Source organism: Pseudomonas lundensis, from assembly GCF_015377145.2.
Taxonomy (GTDB): domain Bacteria; phylum Pseudomonadota; class Gammaproteobacteria; order Pseudomonadales; family Pseudomonadaceae; genus Aquipseudomonas; species Aquipseudomonas lundensis.
In genome coordinates this window covers 582444-602575 of the sequence record NZ_CP062158.2, presented here as the reverse complement: position 1 = coordinate 602575, position 20132 = coordinate 582444, and the positions used below count along the sequence as shown (strand labels likewise).

The 20132-nt window shown below is 54.5% G+C and carries 17 protein-coding genes, 2 tRNA genes and 2 rRNA genes; 9 read left to right on the top strand and 12 right to left on the bottom strand.

Annotated elements, in window-relative coordinates; translation table 11 throughout:
* Window positions 1-18: 18 nt before the first annotated feature.
* The 5 genes from IF654_RS03095 to tyrS form a co-directional block, all read right to left on the bottom strand.
* A 23S ribosomal RNA gene (locus IF654_RS03095) occupies window positions 19-2910 on the bottom strand.
* 235 nt (window positions 2911-3145) lie between these two features.
* Window positions 3146-3221: transfer RNA gene (locus IF654_RS03090), tRNA-Ala, on the bottom strand.
* 9 nt (window positions 3222-3230) lie between these two features.
* A tRNA-Ile gene (locus tag IF654_RS03085) sits at window positions 3231-3307 on the bottom strand.
* Window positions 3308-3429: 122 nt separating this feature from the next.
* A 16S ribosomal RNA gene (locus IF654_RS03080) occupies window positions 3430-4966 on the bottom strand.
* The 16S and 23S rRNA genes sit together here with 2 tRNA genes alongside, the layout of an rRNA operon.
* 477 nt (window positions 4967-5443) lie before the next feature.
* The gene (gene tyrS / locus IF654_RS03075) at window positions 5444-6643 is read right to left on the bottom strand and encodes a tyrosine--tRNA ligase (RefSeq protein ID WP_047277942.1); all 1200 of its coding nucleotides are present in this window, start codon (window positions 6641-6643) and stop codon (window positions 5444-5446) included.
* Between the two features lie 213 nt (window positions 6644-6856).
* Here tyrS and IF654_RS03070 point away from each other — a divergent pair, with 213 nt between their 5' ends.
* Window positions 6857-8257, top strand: a complete 1401-nt coding sequence (locus tag IF654_RS03070; RefSeq protein WP_047277945.1) for a peptidoglycan DD-metalloendopeptidase family protein — start codon at window positions 6857-6859, stop codon at window positions 8255-8257.
* Window positions 8258-8260: 3 nt separating this feature from the next.
* On the top strand, window positions 8261-9352 hold the full coding sequence (locus IF654_RS03065; protein ID WP_083334294.1) for an anhydro-N-acetylmuramic acid kinase: 1092 nt from the start codon (window positions 8261-8263) through the stop codon (window positions 9350-9352).
* 78 nt (window positions 9353-9430) lie between these two features.
* Here the strand turns inward: IF654_RS03065 and erpA are convergent, their stop codons facing one another.
* Together erpA and argC are read right to left on the bottom strand one after the other, a co-directional pair.
* Window positions 9431-9781 carry an iron-sulfur cluster insertion protein ErpA gene (gene erpA, locus IF654_RS03060; RefSeq protein WP_003444456.1) on the bottom strand — a complete coding sequence of 117 codons (351 nt, stop codon included), beginning with the start codon at window positions 9779-9781 and terminating at the stop codon, window positions 9431-9433.
* A 135-nt stretch (window positions 9782-9916) separates the two neighbouring features.
* Window positions 9917-10951 (bottom strand): N-acetyl-gamma-glutamyl-phosphate reductase, encoded by a 1035-nt coding sequence (argC, locus tag IF654_RS03055; protein WP_047277950.1) that lies wholly within the window; start codon window positions 10949-10951, stop codon window positions 9917-9919.
* Window positions 10952-11085: 134 nt separating this feature from the next.
* On the opposite strand from argC, the gene hemJ reads away from it, so the two are divergent.
* The 6 genes from hemJ to coq7 all read left to right on the top strand — a co-directional run bounded on the left by hemJ (window position 11086) and on the right by coq7 (window position 15123).
* The gene (gene hemJ, locus IF654_RS03050; RefSeq protein WP_047277952.1) at window positions 11086-11514 is read left to right on the top strand and encodes a protoporphyrinogen oxidase HemJ; all 429 of its coding nucleotides are present in this window, start codon (window positions 11086-11088) and stop codon (window positions 11512-11514) included.
* A 30-nt stretch (window positions 11515-11544) separates the two neighbouring features.
* Window positions 11545-12510 (top strand): NAD(P)H-dependent flavin oxidoreductase, encoded by a 966-nt coding sequence (locus IF654_RS03045; RefSeq protein ID WP_047277954.1) that lies wholly within the window; start codon window positions 11545-11547, stop codon window positions 12508-12510.
* Between the two features lie 61 nt (window positions 12511-12571).
* On the top strand, window positions 12572-13087 hold the full coding sequence (locus tag IF654_RS03040) for a DUF805 domain-containing protein (protein WP_047277956.1): 516 nt from the start codon (window positions 12572-12574) through the stop codon (window positions 13085-13087).
* Window positions 13088-13163: 76 nt separating this feature from the next.
* Window positions 13164-13952 carry an SDR family NAD(P)-dependent oxidoreductase gene (locus tag IF654_RS03035; RefSeq protein ID WP_047277958.1) on the top strand — a complete coding sequence of 263 codons (789 nt, stop codon included), beginning with the start codon at window positions 13164-13166 and terminating at the stop codon, window positions 13950-13952.
* Window positions 13953-14018: 66 nt separating this feature from the next.
* Window positions 14019-14357: a histidine triad nucleotide-binding protein gene (locus tag IF654_RS03030; RefSeq protein ID WP_047277960.1), complete on the top strand. Its 339-nt coding sequence runs from the start codon at window positions 14019-14021 to the stop codon at window positions 14355-14357.
* A gap of 118 nt (window positions 14358-14475) precedes the next feature.
* Window positions 14476-15123: a 2-polyprenyl-3-methyl-6-methoxy-1,4-benzoquinone monooxygenase gene (gene coq7 / locus IF654_RS03025; protein WP_047277962.1), complete on the top strand. Its 648-nt coding sequence runs from the start codon at window positions 14476-14478 to the stop codon at window positions 15121-15123.
* A gap of 73 nt (window positions 15124-15196) precedes the next feature.
* Here coq7 and speD read toward each other — a convergent pair whose 3' ends face one another.
* Together speD and IF654_RS03015 are read right to left on the bottom strand one after the other, a co-directional pair.
* Window positions 15197-15988, bottom strand: coding sequence for an adenosylmethionine decarboxylase (gene speD, locus IF654_RS03020; RefSeq protein ID WP_047277964.1), 792 nt, complete (start codon window positions 15986-15988; stop codon window positions 15197-15199).
* A 240-nt stretch (window positions 15989-16228) separates the two neighbouring features.
* Window positions 16229-16651 carry an OsmC family protein gene (locus tag IF654_RS03015; protein WP_003444470.1) on the bottom strand — a complete coding sequence of 141 codons (423 nt, stop codon included), beginning with the start codon at window positions 16649-16651 and terminating at the stop codon, window positions 16229-16231.
* 224 nt (window positions 16652-16875) lie between these two features.
* Here IF654_RS03015 and crp point away from each other — a divergent pair, with 224 nt between their 5' ends.
* Window positions 16876-17520, top strand: a complete 645-nt coding sequence (gene crp / locus IF654_RS03010; protein WP_047277966.1) for a cAMP-activated global transcriptional regulator CRP — start codon at window positions 16876-16878, stop codon at window positions 17518-17520.
* Here the strand turns inward: crp and IF654_RS03005 are convergent.
* The 3 genes from IF654_RS03005 to trpD are packed head-to-tail and all read right to left on the bottom strand — an operon-like array spanning window position 17517 to window position 20129.
* Window positions 17517-18218 carry a lipoate--protein ligase family protein gene (locus IF654_RS03005; RefSeq protein WP_194862767.1) on the bottom strand — a complete coding sequence of 234 codons (702 nt, stop codon included), beginning with the start codon at window positions 18216-18218 and terminating at the stop codon, window positions 17517-17519. The two genes, crp and IF654_RS03005, sit on opposite strands and share 4 nt — an antisense overlap.
* Before the next feature lie 28 nt (window positions 18219-18246).
* A complete protein-coding gene (trpC, locus tag IF654_RS03000) occupies window positions 18247-19083 on the bottom strand; it encodes an indole-3-glycerol phosphate synthase TrpC (RefSeq protein WP_047277970.1) in 837 nt (278 codons plus the stop codon).
* Window positions 19080-20129: an anthranilate phosphoribosyltransferase gene (gene trpD, locus IF654_RS02995; RefSeq protein WP_047277972.1), complete on the bottom strand. Its 1050-nt coding sequence runs from the start codon at window positions 20127-20129 to the stop codon at window positions 19080-19082. Before trpD ends, trpC begins: the two co-directional genes overlap by 4 nt.
* Between the last annotated feature and the right edge of the window lie 3 nt (window positions 20130-20132).

Sequence of the window (20132 nt, the reverse complement as noted above, 5' to 3'; positions counted from 1 at the left end):
AAATTGCTTGGGTGTTATATGGTCAAGCCTCACGGGCAATTAGTATTGGTTAGCTCAACGCCTCACAGCGCTTACACACCCAACCTATCAACGTCGTAGTCTTCGACGGCCCTTTAGGGAACTCAAGGTTCCAGTGAGATCTCATCTTGAGGCAAGTTTCCCGCTTAGATGCTTTCAGCGGTTATCTTTCCCGAACATAGCTACCCGGCAATGCCACTGGCGTGACAACCGGAACACCAGAGGTTCGTCCACTCCGGTCCTCTCGTACTAGGAGCAGCCCCTCTCAAATCTCAAACGTCCACGGCAGATAGGGACCGAACTGTCTCACGACGTTCTAAACCCAGCTCGCGTACCACTTTAAATGGCGAACAGCCATACCCTTGGGACCGGCTTCAGCCCCAGGATGTGATGAGCCGACATCGAGGTGCCAAACACCGCCGTCGATATGAACTCTTGGGCGGTATCAGCCTGTTATCCCCGGAGTACCTTTTATCCGTTGAGCGATGGCCCTTCCATACAGAACCACCGGATCACTAAGACCTACTTTCGTACCTGCTCGACGTGTCTGTCTCGCAGTCAAGCGCGCTTTTGCCTTTATACTCTACGACCGATTTCCGACCGGTCTGAGCGCACCTTCGTACTCCTCCGTTACTCTTTAGGAGGAGACCGCCCCAGTCAAACTACCCACCATACACTGTCCTCGATCCGGATAACGGACCTGAGTTAGAACCTCAAAGTTGCCAGGGTGGTATTTCAAGGATGGCTCCACGCGAACTGGCGTCCACGCTTCAAAGCCTCCCACCTATCCTACACAAGCAAATTCAAAGTCCAGTGCAAAGCTATAGTAAAGGTTCACGGGGTCTTTCCGTCTAGCCGCGGATACACTGCATCTTCACAGCGATTTCAATTTCACTGAGTCTCGGGTGGAGACAGCGCCGCCATCGTTACGCCATTCGTGCAGGTCGGAACTTACCCGACAAGGAATTTCGCTACCTTAGGACCGTTATAGTTACGGCCGCCGTTTACCGGGGCTTCGATCAAGAGCTTCGCGTTAGCTAACCCCATCAATTAACCTTCCGGCACCGGGCAGGCGTCACACCCTATACGTCCACTTTCGTGTTTGCAGAGTGCTGTGTTTTTAATAAACAGTCGCAGCGGCCTGGTATCTTCGACCGGCATGGGCTTACGCAGTAAATGCTTGACCCTCACCGGCGCACCTTCTCCCGAAGTTACGGTGCCATTTTGCCTAGTTCCTTCACCCGAGTTCTCTCAAGCGCCTTGGTATTCTCTACCCAACCACCTGTGTCGGTTTGGGGTACGGTTCCTGGTTACCTGAAGCTTAGAAGCTTTTCTTGGAAGCATGGCATCAACCACTTCGTGTTCTAAAAGAACACTCGTCATCAGCTCTCGGCCTTAGAATCCCGGATTTACCTAAGATTCCAGCCTACCACCTTAAACTTGGACAACCAACGCCAAGCTGGCCTAGCCTTCTCCGTCCCTCCATCGCAATAACCAGAAGTACAGGAATATTAACCTGTTTTCCATCGACTACGCTTTTCAGCCTCGCCTTAGGGACCGACTAACCCTGCGTCGATTAACGTTGCGCAGGAAACCTTGGTCTTTCGGCGTGGGTGTTTTTCACACCCATTATCGTTACTCATGTCAGCATTCGCACTTCTGATACCTCCAGCAAGCTTCTCAACTCACCTTCACAGGCTTACAGAACGCTCCTCTACCGCATCACTTACGTGATACCCGTAGCTTCGGTGTATGGTTTGAGCCCCGTTAAATCTTCCGCGCAGGCCGACTCGACTAGTGAGCTATTACGCTTTCTTTAAAGGGTGGCTGCTTCTAAGCCAACCTCCTAGCTGTCTAAGCCTTCCCACATCGTTTCCCACTTAACCATAACTTTGGGACCTTAGCTGACGGTCTGGGTTGTTTCCCTTTTCACGACGGACGTTAGCACCCGCCGTGTGTCTCCCATGCTCGGCACTTGTAGGTATTCGGAGTTTGCATCGGTTTGGTAAGTCGGGATGACCCCCTAGCCGAAACAGTGCTCTACCCCCTACAGTGATACATGAGGCGCTACCTAAATAGCTTTCGAGGAGAACCAGCTATCTCCGAGCTTGATTAGCCTTTCACTCCGATCCACAGGTCATCCGCTAACTTTTCAACGGTAGTCGGTTCGGTCCTCCAGTTAGTGTTACCCAACCTTCAACCTGCCCATGGATAGATCGCCCGGTTTCGGGTCTATTCCCAGCGACTAGACGCCCTATTAAGACTCGCTTTCGCTACGCCTCCCCTATTCGGTTAAGCTTGCCACTGAAAATAAGTCGCTGACCCATTATACAAAAGGTACGCAGTCACCCAACAAAGTGGGCTCCCACTGCTTGTACGCATACGGTTTCAGGATCTATTTCACTCCCCTCTCCGGGGTTCTTTTCGCCTTTCCCTCACGGTACTAGTTCACTATCGGTCAGTCAGTAGTATTTAGCCTTGGAGGATGGTCCCCCCATATTCAGACAAAGTTTCTCGTGCTCCGTCCTACTCGATTTCACTGCAAAGATGTTTTCGCGTACAGGGCTATCACCCACTATGGCCGCACTTTCCAGAGCGTTCCGCTAACATCAATACAGCTTAAGGGCTGGTCCCCGTTCGCTCGCCACTACTAAGGGAATCTCGGTTGATTTCTTTTCCTCAGGGTACTTAGATGTTTCAGTTCCCCTGGTTCGCTTCTTGTACCTATGTATTCAGTACAAGATAACCATCTTATGATGGTTGGGTTCCCCCATTCAGACATCTCCGGATCAAAGTCTGTTTGCCGACTCCCCGAAGCTTTTCGCAGGCTACCACGTCTTTCATCGCCTCTGACTGCCAAGGCATCCACCGTATGCGCTTCTTCACTTGACCATATAACCCCAAGCAATCTGGTTATACTATGAAGACGACATTCGCCGAAAACTTGCAATTACTCACAAATTTTACCTTAGCCTGAATAAACACCAGTGAAAGTGTTATTCAGTCTATCTTTCTATTACATACCCAAATTTTTAAAGAACGATCTAATCAAAAGATCAGAAATCAACATTCACCATCATGTGATGGAATGCTCATTTCTAAGCTTTACGATGCAGAAGCAAGTTTATGGTGGAGCCAAGCGGGATCGAACCGCTGACCTCCTGCGTGCAAGGCAGGCGCTCTCCCAGCTGAGCTATGGCCCCATACAAAATTGGTGGGTCTGGGCAGATTCGAACTGCCGACCTCACCCTTATCAGGGGTGCGCTCTAACCAACTGAGCTACAGACCCAATTTCGAGCTTGTAACTGTTAGCGTGAGCTATCAGCTTGGAGCTTAAAGCTGCTTCTATCGTCTTCTTCAATGAATCAAGCAATTCGTGTGGGAACTTATGGAGCAGCTGATGTCGTCGATTAAGGAGGTGATCCAGCCGCAGGTTCCCCTACGGCTACCTTGTTACGACTTCACCCCAGTCATGAATCACACCGTGGTAACCGTCCTCCCGAAGGTTAGACTAGCTACTTCTGGTGCAACCCACTCCCATGGTGTGACGGGCGGTGTGTACAAGGCCCGGGAACGTATTCACCGTGACATTCTGATTCACGATTACTAGCGATTCCGACTTCACGCAGTCGAGTTGCAGACTGCGATCCGGACTACGATCGGTTTTATGGGATTAGCTCCACCTCGCGGCTTGGCAACCCTTTGTACCGACCATTGTAGCACGTGTGTAGCCCAGGCCGTAAGGGCCATGATGACTTGACGTCATCCCCACCTTCCTCCGGTTTGTCACCGGCAGTCTCCTTAGAGTGCCCACCATTACGTGCTGGTAACTAAGGACAAGGGTTGCGCTCGTTACGGGACTTAACCCAACATCTCACGACACGAGCTGACGACAGCCATGCAGCACCTGTCTCAATGTTCCCGAAGGCACCAATCCATCTCTGGAAAGTTCATTGGATGTCAAGGCCTGGTAAGGTTCTTCGCGTTGCTTCGAATTAAACCACATGCTCCACCGCTTGTGCGGGCCCCCGTCAATTCATTTGAGTTTTAACCTTGCGGCCGTACTCCCCAGGCGGTCAACTTAATGCGTTAGCTGCGCCACTAAGAACTCAAGGTTCCCAACGGCTAGTTGACATCGTTTACGGCGTGGACTACCAGGGTATCTAATCCTGTTTGCTCCCCACGCTTTCGCACCTCAGTGTCAGTATCAGTCCAGGTAGTCGCCTTCGCCACTGGTGTTCCTTCCTATATCTACGCATTTCACCGCTACACAGGAAATTCCACTACCCTCTACCATACTCTAGCTTGCCAGTTTTGGATGCAGTTCCCAGGTTGAGCCCGGGGATTTCACATTCAACTTAACAAACCACCTACGCGCGCTTTACGCCCAGTAATTCCGATTAACGCTTGCACCCTCTGTATTACCGCGGCTGCTGGCACAGAGTTAGCCGGTGCTTATTCTGTCGGTAACGTCAAAGCACTAACGTATTAGGTTAATGCCCTTCCTCCCAACTTAAAGTGCTTTACAATCCGAAGACCTTCTTCACACACGCGGCATGGCTGGATCAGGCTTTCGCCCATTGTCCAATATTCCCCACTGCTGCCTCCCGTAGGAGTCTGGACCGTGTCTCAGTTCCAGTGTGACTGATCATCCTCTCAGACCAGTTACGGATCGTAGCCTTGGTGAGCCATTACCTCACCAACTAGCTAATCCGACCTAGGCTCATCTGATAGCGCAAGGCCCGAAGGTCCCCTGCTTTCTCCCGTAGGACGTATGCGGTATTAGCGTCCGTTTCCGAACGTTATCCCCCACTACCAGGCAGATTCCTAGGTATTACTCACCCGTCCGCCGCTCTCAAGAGGTGCAAGCACCTCTCTACCGCTCGACTTGCATGTGTTAGGCCTGCCGCCAGCGTTCAATCTGAGCCATGATCAAACTCTTCAGTTCAAACATCTTTGGGTTTTGAGAAAACCCTAAACTTGGCTCAGCAATCGTTGGTTACATCTTTGATTTCTCGCGGAGTAACTTGTGATGCTGATAATCTTTTTGACTATCAGTCTGACCCCACAAGCACCCACACGAATTGCTTGATTCAGTTGTTAAAGAGCGGTTGGTTAAGCTTTCGCTCAACCGAGGCGCGCATTCTACAGCAGCCTCTGTTGCTGTCAAGCGGTTATTTAAGATGTTTTCAAAGTTTCCTCTGTAACATCAACCACTTGCGCTTTCGATCTCTCGTCAGCGGGAGGCGAATTCTACAGCGTTACACGCTGCTGTCAACACCTCATTTCCTGCTTCGATGATTTGAAGCTGGCACCGTCAAAACCGCTTAACTCATTGAAACTCAAGGAGTTTTCCGTTTCGACTGCGCCGGAAGTGGGCGCATTATAGGCCAACAAAATGCGCCGTCCAGCACTATTTCCAAGTTTATTCAGATTTCAACGTAATTCGGGCAAATGCCTTCTTACCCGCCTGACAAACATGAGTGGAGCCCAATGCATATATATAGGAGCGATCAACCACCTCTCCATCAATACGCACACCACCCGAACCCAACAAATCACGAGCAACCGCAGAATTCTTCACCAGCCCAGCTTTGTTCAGCACTGCAGCAATCGGCATGTCTTCAGTAGCGCTCAGCTCAATCTCCGGCAAGTCATCCGGCAGCTCACCATCTTTCATGCGGTTACCCGCACCACGGTGCGCATTAGCTGCAGCCTCTGCACCGTGAAAACGCGCCACAATCTCTTCAGCCAGCTTGATTTTGATATCTCGCGGATTGGCCCCAGCCTCAACCTCTGCCTTAAAGGCATTGATCTCATCCATCGAGCGGAAGCTGAGCAATTCAAAGTAACGCCACATCAACGCATCCGGGATCGACACCAGCTTGCTATACATCACACCAGGCGCTTCCTGAATACCAACGTAATTACCCAGGGATTTGGACATCTTCTTGACGCCATCCAACCCCTCAAGCAAAGGCATCGTGACGATGCACTGCGCCTCCTGCCCATAACCACGCTGCAACTCACGACCCATCAGCAAATTAAACTTCTGATCAGTGCCACCCAACTCGACATCCGCTCGCAAGGCAACCGAGTCATAGCCCTGTACCAACGGATACAAAAACTCGTGGATAGCAATAGGCTGATTGGTGGTGTAGCGCTTATCAAAGTCGTCGCGCTCAAGCATGCGCGCTACAGTGTATTGGGACGTCAGACGAATAAAATCCGCAGGCCCCATCTGATCCATCCAGGTTGAGTTGAACGCCACTTCGGTTTTCGATGGATCCAGAATCTTGAAGACCTGTGTCTTATAGGTCTCTGCGTTGTCGAGCACTTGCTCGCGCGTCAGCGGAGGACGCGTCGCACTCTTGCCACTTGGATCACCAATCATCCCGGTAAAGTCACCGATCAGAAAAATGACGTGATGGCCAAGCTCCTGAAACTGGCGCAGCTTATTGATCAGTACGGTGTGACCCAAATGCAGATCGGGTGCAGTAGGGTCAAATCCCGCCTTGATACGCAGCGGCTGGCCACGCTTCAACTTCTCGACCAGTTCAGACTCGACCAGTACCTCTTCGGCACCACGCTTGATTAGCGCTAGCTGCTCTTCAACCGACTTCATATCAGACCCGTAAGGCTCAATTTCAAAGGGAACCAACCATACAAGATCACCCACTAATTACAAGTTCTGGCGGGCGCACGGGGGGCTATCTGTCAGTTAATGTGTGGTCAACTTGCTTCAAGGGCGTTTTGGTTATATTTTATACAGTTATTTCATCTTCACAGTGTCAGTCATCTTTTCCAATTCATCCTTTATCTCAAAGTCAAATTACCTATGACCAGTCAACCGCCTAAAGCGCCACCGCTTTATCCGAAGACCCACCTGCTCGCCGCAAGCGGGATCGCAGCATTATTGAGTTTGGCACTGCTGGTATTTCCATCCAGCGAAGTCGAGGCCAAACGCACAACGCTAAACCTGGAACTGGAAACCCCCGCAGAACAACTGACACAAGATCAAGACGCCGCAGACCTCGTTCAGGCCACAAATGAAGCGACACCTGCTCCGTTTACCCAAATAGACCCGCAAGACAGCGCGCCCGCTGCGACTGCAAAAGCTGAAGACAAAAAAGCGCCTAGCCACCGCGAAGTCATTGTCGCGAAGGGCGATACCCTCTCTACCCTGTTTGAGAAAGTGGGCCTGCCCGCTGCGTCTGTACACGAGGTCCTGGCCAGCGACAAACAGGCCAAGCAGTTCAGCCAGCTGAAACACGGGCAGAAGCTCGAGTTTGAAATGGGCACAGACGGTCAGCTCAATAACCTGCACAGCCGCATCAGCGATCTCGAAACCATCACCTTGAGCAAAACAGCCAAGGGATATTCGTTTCGCCGTGTGACCGCTCAACCGACAATGCGCACCGCCTATGTTCACGGTGTAATCAGCAGCTCACTGTCTGCTTCCGGCCAGCGCGCCGGCCTGCCTCACAGCATGACGATGGATATGGCCAAAGTATTCGGCTATGACATCGACTTTGCACAAGATATACGGCCCGGCGATCAGTTCGAGGTCATCTACGAGCAAAAAGTGGTCAACGGCAAAACGGTTGGCACGGGCAACATCTTGTCTGCTCGCTTCACCAACCGAGGCAAAACCTATACGGCAGTGCGTTACACCAATAAGCTGGGCATCAGCAATTACTACACCGCTGACGGCAATAGCATGCGCAAAGCCTTCATCCGCACCCCAGTAGATTTCGCCCGCATCAGTTCACGCTTCTCTTCGGGACGCAAACACCCGATCCTGAACAAGATCCGTGCCCACAAAGGCGTGGATTACGCGGCACCACGTGGAACACCGATCAAGGCTGCCGGTGATGGCAAAGTATTACTTGCAGGCCGTCGTGGCGGGTACGGCAACACCGTCATCATTCAACATGGCAACACGTACCGCACGCTTTACGGCCACATGCAGGGCTTCGCCAAGGGCGTCAAAACGGGCGGCGCCGTCAAGCAAGGGCAAGTTATTGGTTACATTGGCACGACCGGCCTGTCGACCGGCCCACACCTGCATTACGAGTTTCAAGTCAATGGCGTCCATGTAGATCCGCTGGGGCAAAAACTCCCGATGGCTGATCCGATTGCCAAAAACGAGCGTGCCCGGTTCATGCAACAAAGCCAGCCATTGATGGCTCGCATGAATCAGGAAAAAGCCACCATGCTGGCTTCGAGCAAGCGCTAAGTCATGGCGCTCTACATAGGAGTGATGTCCGGCACAAGCCTTGATGGCATGGACATCGCTCTGATCGAGTTAGGGGCGAGCATCAAGCTTCTCGCCTCTCACTACACCCCCATGCCCTCCTCATTACGCGCCGAATTGCTCAGCCTGTGCGCCAGCGGCCCTGACGAAGTTGCCCGCTGCGCCATTGCTGAAAATCACTGGGTTGAACTGGCCGCCCAAGGCGTACACGCACTTCTCACACAACAACAGCTCTCCCCACAAGACATCCGGGCGATAGGCAGCCACGGCCAGACCATCCGGCACGAACCCGCTCTGGGCTATACCGTTCAAATCGGTAACCCTGCTTTATTGGCCGAGTTGACAGGGATTTGCGTGGTGGGCGATTTCCGTAGGCGGGATGTCGCAGCTGGCGGCCAAGGCGCGCCGCTCGTGCCGGCATTTCACGAAGCCTTGTTTACTCACGAGAGTGGCTATCGAGCCGTTTTAAATGTTGGCGGATTCAGCAACCTAAGCTTGATAACACCTACCGAGCCTGTAGCCGGATTCGATTGCGGCCCCGGGAACGTCTTGCTGGACGCCTGGATACAAGACACACGCGGCGATCTGTATGACCGTAGTGGCCAATGGGCTGCCAGTGGCAGAGTAGAACCTGCCTTGCTGAACACGTTGCTCAGCGACCCCTTCTTCAAGACACAAGGCCCAAAAAGCACCGGGCGCGAAGTCTTTAACTTGAATTGGCTGAAGCACCATCTCTTCAGCCTGCCAGCCTTCCCCGCTGAAGACATTCAGGCAACCCTGCTCGAACTCACAGCCCTAACGATCGTGGACTCACTGCAAAGCGCTCAACCGCACACCGACGAGCTTCTGGTATGCGGTGGCGGCGCGCACAACACCGCACTGATGACGCGGCTCGCTTCACTTCTCCCCCAAACTCGGGTCAATAGCACCCAGGTCAAAGGCGTGGATCCAGACTGGGTGGAAGCCATGGCTTTTGCGTGGTTGGCCCATTGCTGCCTGGAAAACATTCCTACCAACCGCCCCAGCGTAACTGGCGCTCGCGGCTTGCGCATCCTTGGCGCTATCTATCCCGCCTGAACACCCGTTCAATAAACGGCAGACAGCAAAACGCCGCGTATCGACGCGGCGTTGAGGGTCAAACGTGTGTGCGGACAATCAAATCGAGAAGGACGAACCGCAACCACAGGTCGTGGTGGCATTCGGGTTCTTGATCACAAAACGCGACCCTTCGAGACCTTCCTGATAGTCCACTTCAGCGCCAGCCAGATACTGGAAGCTCATCGGATCAACCACCAGGCTTACGCCCTCGCGCTCAACGATAGTGTCATCGTCCGCGACTTCTTCATCAAAAGTGAAACCGTACTGAAAACCCGAACAACCGCCGCCCGTCACAAATACGCGCAGCTTCAAACGATCATTACCCTCTTCATCGACCAGGCTCTTCACCTTGTGCGCAGCACCTTCGGTGAATTGCAAAGCCATGGGGGTGAAGGATTCGACGCTCATGCTGACTATCTCCCGGCGCTATGCCGCCATAATGCGTGATGACGCGCATTATCCGCTTCTCCTAGAAAAGCGGTCAACTATTCATAAGTAGCAGCGGTAAGGTGGACGCTTACCGCTTGAGGATATCTGCAAGGTTTAAGGCAGCATGCCGGCATGGGACAGGCCCAGACGCTCATCCAGACCAAACAGGATATTCATATTCTGCACGGCCTGACCTGACGCCCCCTTGACCAAGTTGTCGATAACCGACAAAACGACCACCAGATCGCCATCCTGCGGGCGGTGAATGGCTATGCGGCACACATTGGCGCCGCGCACACTGCGTGTTTCGGGATGGCTGCCAGCAGGCATTACATCCACAAATGGCTCGTTTGCGTAACGTTTTTCAAACAGCGCCTGCAGATCCACAGAGCGATCAGTAACCGTTGCGTACAACGTGGAATGAATCCCACGAATCATTGGCGTTAAATGCGGGACGAATGTCAGTCCTACCTCTTTGCCAGCGGCACGGCGTAAACCCTGACGAATTTCAGGCAGGTGACGATGCCCTTTGACGGCATAAGCCTTCATGCTTTCAGACGTTTCGGCATATAGAGAGCCAACACTCGCGCCCCGACCAGCACCGCTAACACCGGATTTACAGTCAGCAATCAAAACTGACGTATCGGCAATACCTGCTTCGAGCAAAGGAAGAAAACCCAGTTGGGTAGCAGTCGGATAGCAACCCGGCACTGCAATCAATCGTGCTTTCCTGATTTGTTCGCGATTGACTTCCGGCAGGCCATAAACCGCCTCTTCTAGCAGTTCAGGCGCACCATGCGGCTGGCCGTACCACTTGGCCCACTCCTCTGCATCTTGCAGACGGAAATCGGCTGACAGGTCGATCACCTTGGTTCCGGCCGCAAGCAATTCACCTGCCAAGGCATGAGCCACGCCATGGGGCGTCGCGAAAAACACCACATCGCACGCCGCCAATGTCTGAGTATCAGGCACGCTGAAGGCAAGGCCATCGTAATGACCGCGCAGGTTGGGATACATATCAGCAACAGGCAGGCCTGCTTCGGATCGAGAAGTGATCACTACCACTTCTGCCTGCGGATGCTGCGCCAGCAAACGCAGCAATTCGACACCGGTGTAACCCGTGCCGCCGACAATACCGACCTTGACCATAACCTGCCCCTCAACGAACCCACTGGAAAGCCCTCGATAATAGGGACAGCGCGCCCCTGCGACAACCGCCAAGGTGACTCCCGGACGCTCTACTACTACTATTTGATCTACCGTGAATCTGGGAATAACTAAAAATGCTTTATCTATGGCTCAAAGCCTTCCACATCATCAGCATCGTCTGCTGGTTTGCTGGCCTGTTTTACCTACCTCGCCTGTTCGTTTACCACGCCCAAAGCGAAGATTCCGTCAGCAAAGAGCGCTTCAGCGTCATGGAGCGCAAGCTGTATCGCGGCATCATGGGCCCCGCGATGATCGCCACAATCATTTTTGGCGGCTGGCTGATCAGCCTTAACCCTAGCGGCTATTTTAGCCAGGGCTGGATGCATGCCAAATTGACACTCGTGGTGCTGCTCATCGGCTATCACCACATGTGCGGGGCTCAAGTTAAACGCTTCGCCCGTGGAGAAAATACCCGCAGCCATGTGTACTTCCGCTGGTTCAACGAAGTACCGGTCCTGTTTCTGATCGCCATCGTAATTCTGGTGGTGGTCAAACCGTTCTAACGGCAACTCATCTTTCAACGAGGTTATCCGATGTCACTGCCCGCTCTGCTTGAACAACGCTTGCGCCTGCCGGTGGTGGCCGCTCCTATGTTTCTGATCTCAAACCCGCAACTGGTGCTTGCCTGCTGCCGTAACGGCGTAGTCGGCAGTTTCCCTGCACTGAACCAGCGCGACAGCCAAGGGTTCAAAGCCTGGCTGGAGGAAATCGAAGCAGGTCTGGCGCTACTGGATAACCCGGCGCCCTACGCCGTGAACCTGATCGTGCACAACAGCAACCCACGACTTGAAGCAGACCTCGCCATTTGCATTGAGCACAAAGTGCCCATCGTGATCACCAGCCTGGGCGCCGCTAAAGAGGTGATCGACGCGGTTCACAGCTACGGCGGGCTGGTCTTCCATGATGTCACCACCCGCCGTCACGCCGAAAAAGCCGCGCAAGCCGGTGTCGACGGTTTGATCGCTGTTGCTGCTGGCGCAGGCGGGCATGCGGGCACCTGGAGCCCTTTCGCTCTGGCAGCTGAGATACGCCAGTTTTTCGACAAAACGCTGCTGCTCGCAGGCTGCCTGAACCACGGCCACGAGATCTTGGCAGCTCAAACGCTTGGCGCCGACTTGGCCTATATGGGCACGCGCTTCATCGCCACCCGCGAAAGCCATGCGCCTGACGCTTATAAGCAGATGCTGCTAGCATCCCGCGCGGCCGATATCATTCACACCCCTGCGGTATCAGGCGTACCTGCCAGTTTCATGCGGCAAAGCCTTGAAAATGCCGGGTACGACTTGGCAGCGTTGCAAAGCAAGGGGGAATCAGGAAACAAACTGAAACCGCTCAACGATGAAGCCAAAGCATGGAAAACCGTGTGGTCGGCCGGTCAGGGCGTAGGCGAAATCTCCGACTTGCCTTCAACGGATGAACTGATCGCACGCCTGGACGAGGAATATCGTCAGGCGTTAAGTCGAATTCAACGGTTATCCAGCCATTGGCCACACCTTTGAAACATCGAAGCCCGCCCAATCAGCGGGCTTCATTTTTTAAATACCTGACAAGGACGCAGTAATGCCGGAAGTAAGCCTGGATAAAAAATCTCACGAATCGTATGGCACGCTGGACCCACTGGGGTTCGACGGTCGAATTGGCCGCATGCGAATGCTGGCCTGGCCACTGGTGCTCACCGCAATCGCGGCTGCACTGCTCATCCCGTGCCTGCTGTTAGCCCAAGTCTCATACACGCTGGGGTTCACCTGTAGCCTGACGGTGCTACTGGCCTATTTCGTCATTAGCATCAGGATCAGCGCACAGCGCCTGCATGATCTCAACTGGTCAGCGTGGATGCTCTTGCTGCATTTAGTGCCTGTGGCAACCCTGATCCTGTCCTTTATGTTGGTACTGATGCCCGGTACGACCGGTCCGAACCAGTATGGCCCGCCACCGCCGCCTAACAGTCCGGCAGTCAAAGTTCTGGCTTGGGTTGCGATCACGCTGATGATTGTTTCGTTAATCGTGACGGTCCTCGCCTTTGCACTGGGCCTTGCAACCTCGTTCATCAACGCAGCCGGCACCAACAGCCTGTAGACTGCGCTCTTTATTAAACGCGCTAACGCCAGGGACATCATTGTCACCGGACTGAACCGTTGCGATGGAGAACAGCATGACCCGTTACGCTTTGATCACTGGCGCCTCAAGCGGCATTGGCCTGGCCCTGGCAGAAGCCCTTGCCCGTCGCGGGCGCAGTTTGATTCTGGTTGCCCGCCAACGGGACGCACTGGAGGCCATAGCCCTCGAATTCACCCAGCGCTTTGGCGTAGAAGTGCTGATTCGCGCCTGCGATCTGGGCGAGCCGCTGCGCTTGTCCGGCTTCTTGCTGGAGCTGGAAGAAGGTGACAGGCAGATTGATTTGCTGATCAATTGCGCAGGGATCGGAACCTGCGGCCCTTTCCTGGCCAACGACTGGAGCGCAGAGCAAGATTTGATCGAGCTCAATGTGCTGGCCCTCACGCGGCTGTGCCATGCCATCGGCAATATGATGGCGGTCCAGGGCGGCGGGCAGATCCTCAACGTTTCCTCGATCGCGGCGTATCAGCCGGGCCCTTGGCTGAGCACCTACTTCGCCAGTAAAGCCTACGTGCTGCACTTTTCAGAGGGCCTGCGCGAAGAGGTCAAGAAAACCGGGATCAAAGTGTCAGTGCTCTGCCCCGGCATCACCCGCACCGGTTTTTTTGAAGCGGCGAACATGAATGCCGACACGGTCAAACACAATCGCCATGCACTGAGCCCTGAAGAAGTCGCGCTTTACACCGTACGCGCACTTGAAAAGAACAAGGCGATTATCATGCCGGGCTGGCGAAACCGCTGGATGACCCGCGTCCCCCGGCTGCTAACACGCTGGATGACGCGCAAGATTGCCGCCTCGGTTAATAAGTCGTACTGCCCACGTTAAGGTGGCTGGCCGCCAAACGATCCCCTGCGTACACTCAGATCGGACTTCACTTACGGAGATACAGCTTTGGATACTCTGTTCACCAAGATCATCAACCGTGAAATACCCGCAAAGATCATTTATGAAGATGATCAGGTTCTGGCGTTTCACGACATTGCGCCACAAGCGCCGGTGCACTTTCTGGTCATCCCGAAAAAACCGATCCGCACCCTCAATGACCTGACCGAAGAAGACAAAGCGCTGGCCGGTCATATTTTGTTCACCGCGCAGCGTCTGGCGGTCGAACAAGGCTGCGAGAAGGGCTTTCGTGTCGTGATGAACTGCAATGAAGAGGGCGGCCAAACGGTTTACCACATTCACATGCACGTGCTGGGTCAGCGCCAAATGAACTGGCCACCGGGCTGATTCATCGATCGGTTTGCGCGGGAGTGCCAAAACCTCCTGCGCTGACCCATGATCCAACGCAAACCCTGCCCGTCCGATTGGGGTAAACTGGCCGCCGTGATTTTTTCCGGAGGTAAGCATGACTACCCAACGTCACTACTCGCCGATTGACCGTCTTCTGTTACAAGCTGATACCGCAATGCGCACTTTGCTGCCTTTCAGCGGTCAGCCGTATCGCCCCTCACCTGCCATCGTCAAACCTGAAAACCCTCTGGGGGAACAGGCCACGCGTCATGTGGCGGGTCTGATGCGCATCAACCATACCGGCGAAGTCTGCGCCCAGGCCTTGTATCAGGGCCAAGCCCTGACCGCCAAGCTGCCGCAGGTGCGCGAAGCCATGGAACATGCCGCTGAAGAAGAAATCGATCATCTGGCCTGGTGCGAACAACGCATTCGTCAATTGGGTAGCCACCCGAGCGTACTGAACCCGCTGTTTTACGGCATGTCTTTCGGGATTGGCGCTGTGGCCGGCCTGATCAGCGACAAAGTCAGCCTGGGTTTTGTCGCCGCTACCGAAGATCAAGTGTGCAAGCACTTGAACGAACACCTGGCGCAACTGCCGCCCGAAGACGAAAAGTCGCGCGCCATTCTCGAACAAATGCGCATCGATGAAGAACACCATGCTGAGTCCGCACTGGAGGCGGGCGGCTACCGTTTCCCGGCACCCGTAAAATTCGGGATGAGCCTGATGGCAAAAGTCATGACCAAAAGTACCTATCGCATTTAATCGCCCCTGCGCAAAATGCACACAAAAAAGGCGGCTCACCTCACGGTAGCCGCCTTTTTTGGTTGCTCGTTGCTTACGACATATTGCGTGCGTAAAAGATTTCGAGCATTTCGTGCTTCACCCGCTCAGTGACCTGAGCGCGCTGCTCGGTCGACAGATTGCTCGTGGCATCGCCGAACAGGTAGTTATCCAGTTCGAAGTCCTTGAGCAGCATCTTGGTGTGAAACAGGTTCTCTTGATACACATTCACGTCGGTCATTTGATAACCGTCGCGGGTGTCTTCGGAGAGGTAGTTCTGGATCGAATTGATCTCGTGATCGATAAAGTGCTTTTTACCTTCCACGTCGCGGGTAAAGCCGCGCACGCGATAGTCGACCGTCACGATATCCGAATCAAATTGATGGATCAGATAGTTGAGAGCTTTAAGCGGTGAAATAACGCCGCACGTCGACACGTCGATGTCCACACGGAAAGTCGCGATTCCGTCCACCGGATGAATCTCCGGATAGGTGTGTACCGTGATATGACTTTTGTCGAGGTGACCCAAAATGGTCTCTGGCAGCGGGCCTGGGGATTCTTCGATCTGGCTTTCGGTAGGTGTTACCGGCTGCTCGGAAATCAGAATAGTCACGCTGGCGCCTTGGGGATCGTAATCCTGACGGGCGATGTTCAGGATGTTGGCACCAATGATATCAACCACATCTGTAAGGATCTGCGTCAGGCGTTCTGCGTCGTACTCTTGATTGATGTACTCAACGTATGCCTGCTGGTCTTGCGGGGTTTCCGCATAGCAGATGTCATAGATGTTGAAGCTCAAGGTCTTTGTCAGGTTATTGAACCCGTGGAGCTTGAGTTTGCTTTTCACCGTAATAAAACTCTCTATGTCGATGCGGCTCGGCCGCGTGATCCAGCATGCCCGTCAAGTGCGTGGGACGCACCTGCGTAGGACGGTTAACACCTCTTCGCGATGGCGATTTTGGTTATCTGTTCGGACCCGCCGCCGGGATGATTCCCCGCCACGACCCTTAAAAAAGTGGCGCATTATGCAGACGTCAGCGACTGATCGCCAGAGTCTGCAATGCTTTTATGAAAATTGAATGTCCACTCAGCCCAGTTCGATTATTTCGTAGTCATGGCTGATGGCGACGCCGGCCGCGCCCAGCATGATCGACGCCGAGCAATACTTCTCGGCAGACAGTTCGATCGCACGTTTAACTTGCGCTTCTTTGAGCCCACGTCCCTTGACCACGAAGTGCAGGTGAATCTTGGTAAACACTTTCGGGTCTTCAGTGGCGCGCTCCGCCTCCAGGAACGCCTCGCAGCTTTCGACTGCCTGACGCGACTTCTTGAGGATGCTGACCACATCAAAATTGCTGCAACCGCCAAGGCCCAGCAGCAGCATCTCCATGGGACGCACACCCAGGTTCCGGCCGCCGCTTTCTGGAGGCCCGTCCATGACGACGACGTGGCCACTGCCCGACTCGCCCAAAAACATGGCTTCGCCCGCCCATTGAATGCGTGCCTTCATCGCTCAGACTCCACTGTCTTAAAAGGGGCGCCAGCTTATCACAGGGCCAAAATTCAATGACCGACAGGCCAGAAGCGTTTCTCTGACGCCGCATGAGGAAATTTCTGCGTTAGGTGAAGAATTCGTCTGTTAAGCTGGCGCCAATTCGCTGGCGCCATGCCGGCAAGCGCTCTACATAAAAATAGATCAAACCCCTTACCGTGCAGGCTTTACGGGACACAACCATGGTTGCCCTTACTCCCATACCCAAGATCAAGAACCTCGACAAATTTCTGACTCATTGCCAACGCAGGCGTTATCAAGCCAAAAGCAACATCATCTGCGCCGGTGAACGTTCACAGACGCTGTTCTTCATCGTCAAAGGCTCCGTGACCATCGTGATCGAAGACGACGACGGTCGTGAAATGATCATCGCCTACCTCAACGCCGGGGATTTTATTGGCGAACTAGGGTTGTTCGAACAGCCGGGCCTGGAACAGGCGCGCAGTGCGTGGGTCAGGGCCAAGACCGAATGCGAAGTTGCAGAAATCACTTACGCCAAATTCAGGGAGTACGCGCATCAAGAACCTGAAATCCTCTACGCGCTTAGCGGGCAAATCGCACAACGATTGCGCAATACCACACGCAAGGTAGGTGATCTGGCGTTCTTTGACGTGACTGGTCGCGTGGCCCGTTGCTTGTTGGAACTGTGCAAGCAGCCTGACGCAATGACTCACCCCGACGGCATGCAAATCAAAGTGACGCGTCAGGAAATCGGCAGGATCGTCGGGTGTTCGCGGGAGATGGTGGGACGCGTGCTCAAGGATCTGGAAGAACAGAACCTGGTCAGCGTTAAAGGCAAGACCATGGTGGTGTACGGCACACGTTAAGGCTTGAGCAACGGCGCCAGAAGGTCTTGATAGCGGGAAGCCAGCTGTTCAAAAAAGTCGGGCGCCGCAAACACCTCATGCAACGCAATGTGACTCTGCGCACGGCAACGCTGCTCCAGTGAACACAGCTCATTGAATCGGTTGACCGACGCCACCATCGATTCGCGCTCGTTATCCAGCAGCAGAGCACCGTGAACCAGCCCTACCGGCCGTTGCCCCCCCTGACTCTGGCGCCAGCGCTGAGCGGTACCCACCAACTTGCGCCCATTGAGGTTGACGTTGAAACGGCCATCACAGAAAGCCCCTTCAATTTCTCCCAATGAAGCAAGGCCGCCCAGTTCGGTCAAAAGATCACAGATGGGTTGGCACAGGCGCTGATAAGCAGTTTCGATACGCCCCTGATCCCCCTCGCTGCGAAGCGGGGCGTAAACCAGCGCGATGTTGACCGTAGATGCGGATTGAGGAACTGGCTCGCCGCCTGTTTCCCGCAACAGGATCGGCCAACCGTGGGTCGCCAATTCAACACTCGCACTCTCAAAACCGGGCAGTCGAGCCAGGCGTTTAGGCATGACCAACGCCCGGTCGGTGGGCTGCCAAAACAGCACCCCGGCTTCACGCTCACCCGCGCAGACCGATGCCAGCAAATCTTGTTCGGCTTTGAGCCCGGCTTCGACACAGAGACGCTGAATACGGGTCATGGCAGTCCTTGCTAAACGCTGGCCGGGTTTAATCCGCTGTTGAGCCCGAAATGGGTGTACCGCGTTCCGGGAAGAACAACCGCTGCAATTCTGCGCCCGGACTTTCAGCGCGCATGAATGCTTCACCGACCAGGAACGAATACACCTCGCTGATTTCCATCAGCTCGACATCGGCGCGGTTCAAAATTCCGCTTTCGGTAATCACCAGTCGATCACGCGGCACACGGGGCAACAGGTCCAGTGTGGTTTCCAAACTCACCTCAAAGGTGTGTAGGTTGCGGTTGTTGATGCCGATCAGGGGCGTATCAAGGGTTTTCAGCGCTCGCTCAAGCTCATCGCCGTCATGCACTTCGACCAGCACGTCGAGCCCCACGCTTTTGGCAACACTGGCCAGTTCGGCCATTTTGACGTCATCCAGCGCCGAAACAATCAACAGCACGCAGTCCGCACCCAGTGCGCGGGCTTCAACGATCTGATACGGATCGATCATGAAATCTTTGCGAATTACCGGCAGCTTGCACGCCGCGCGCGCCTGCTGCAGGTACGCATCTGCGCCCTGAAAAAAATCAATGTCCGTCAGCACTGAAAGGCAGGTTGCGCCGCCTTTTTCATAGCTTTGTGCAATGTCAGCAGGCACAAAGTGCTCGCGAATCACACCTTTGCTCGGTGATGCTTTCTTGATTTCGGCAATCACCGCCGGCTGCTTCAACTTGGCCTGCGCCAGCAATGCTTTGGCAAAGCCACGGACCGGATCGGCCTGAGCGACCTGACGTTCAAGTTCAGCCAAACTGATGCGCGCGCTACGCTCGGCCACTTCCTGAACCTTGCGCGCCAGAATATTTTCCAGAACGGTTGGCACACTCATGCTTCATTCTCCTGCTTGAAAATCGCGGTAAACGCGCCCAGTTCTTCCAGCTTCTCCCGGGCCAGCCCGGTGTGCAGCGCATCGTGCGCCAGCGCCACACCCTCTTTCAGAGTGTAGGCAAGATCAGCAGCGTATAACGCAGCACCCGCATTCAGCACGATCATCTCGGCGGCCTTCTGCCCGGCCTCGGTCTTACGGCGCCCCAGCGCATCGCGAATCAGCTCCAGCGATTGCTCGGGGCTGTCGACCACCAGGCCAAACAGGCTTTGGCTCTTGATGCCCAGGTCTTCAGGCTGAACCCAATACTCCGTGATCTCGCCTTTGCGCAGCTCAGCGACATACGTCGGCGCGGCAAGGCTGAACTCGTCCAGGCCGTCCTGCGAATGAACCACCAGCACATGCTTGCTGCCCAGACGCTGCAACACTTCGGCCAAAGGACGGCACAACGCCTGATTGAACACGCCGACCACCTGGTGCAACACACCGGCCGGATTCGTAAGCGGGCCAAGCATATTGAACAGGGTACGCAGGCCCAGATCGCGACGCGCAATGGCCGCGTGCTTCATGGCGCCATGGTGGGATTGAGCAAACATGAAACCAATGCCCACGCTGTCAATGCAGCGCGCCACTTGCACCGGGGTCAGGTTCAGGTAAACGCCTGCGGCTTCCAGCAAGTCAGCACTGCCGCTTTTGCCGGAGACAGCGCGATTGCCATGTTTGGCTACCGTGCAACCGGCCGCTGCGATCACCAGAGCGGACGCTGTGGAAACGTTGAAAATATTCGCACCGTCACCGCCGGTGCCCACAATGTCGACCACGCCGTCGAGTGTGTTGAGTTCGACTTTGTCCGCCAGCTCACGCATCACCGTGACCGCACCGACGATTTCGTCGATGCTCTCACTCTTCATGCGCATGCCCATCATGAAGGCGCCGATCTGCGCCTCGGTGCATTCGCCGGTCATGATGTCGCGCATTACATCGCGCATTTCCTCGGTGCTCAGGTCGAGGTGACCGACGATACGGTTCAGGGCAGTCTTGATATCCATATG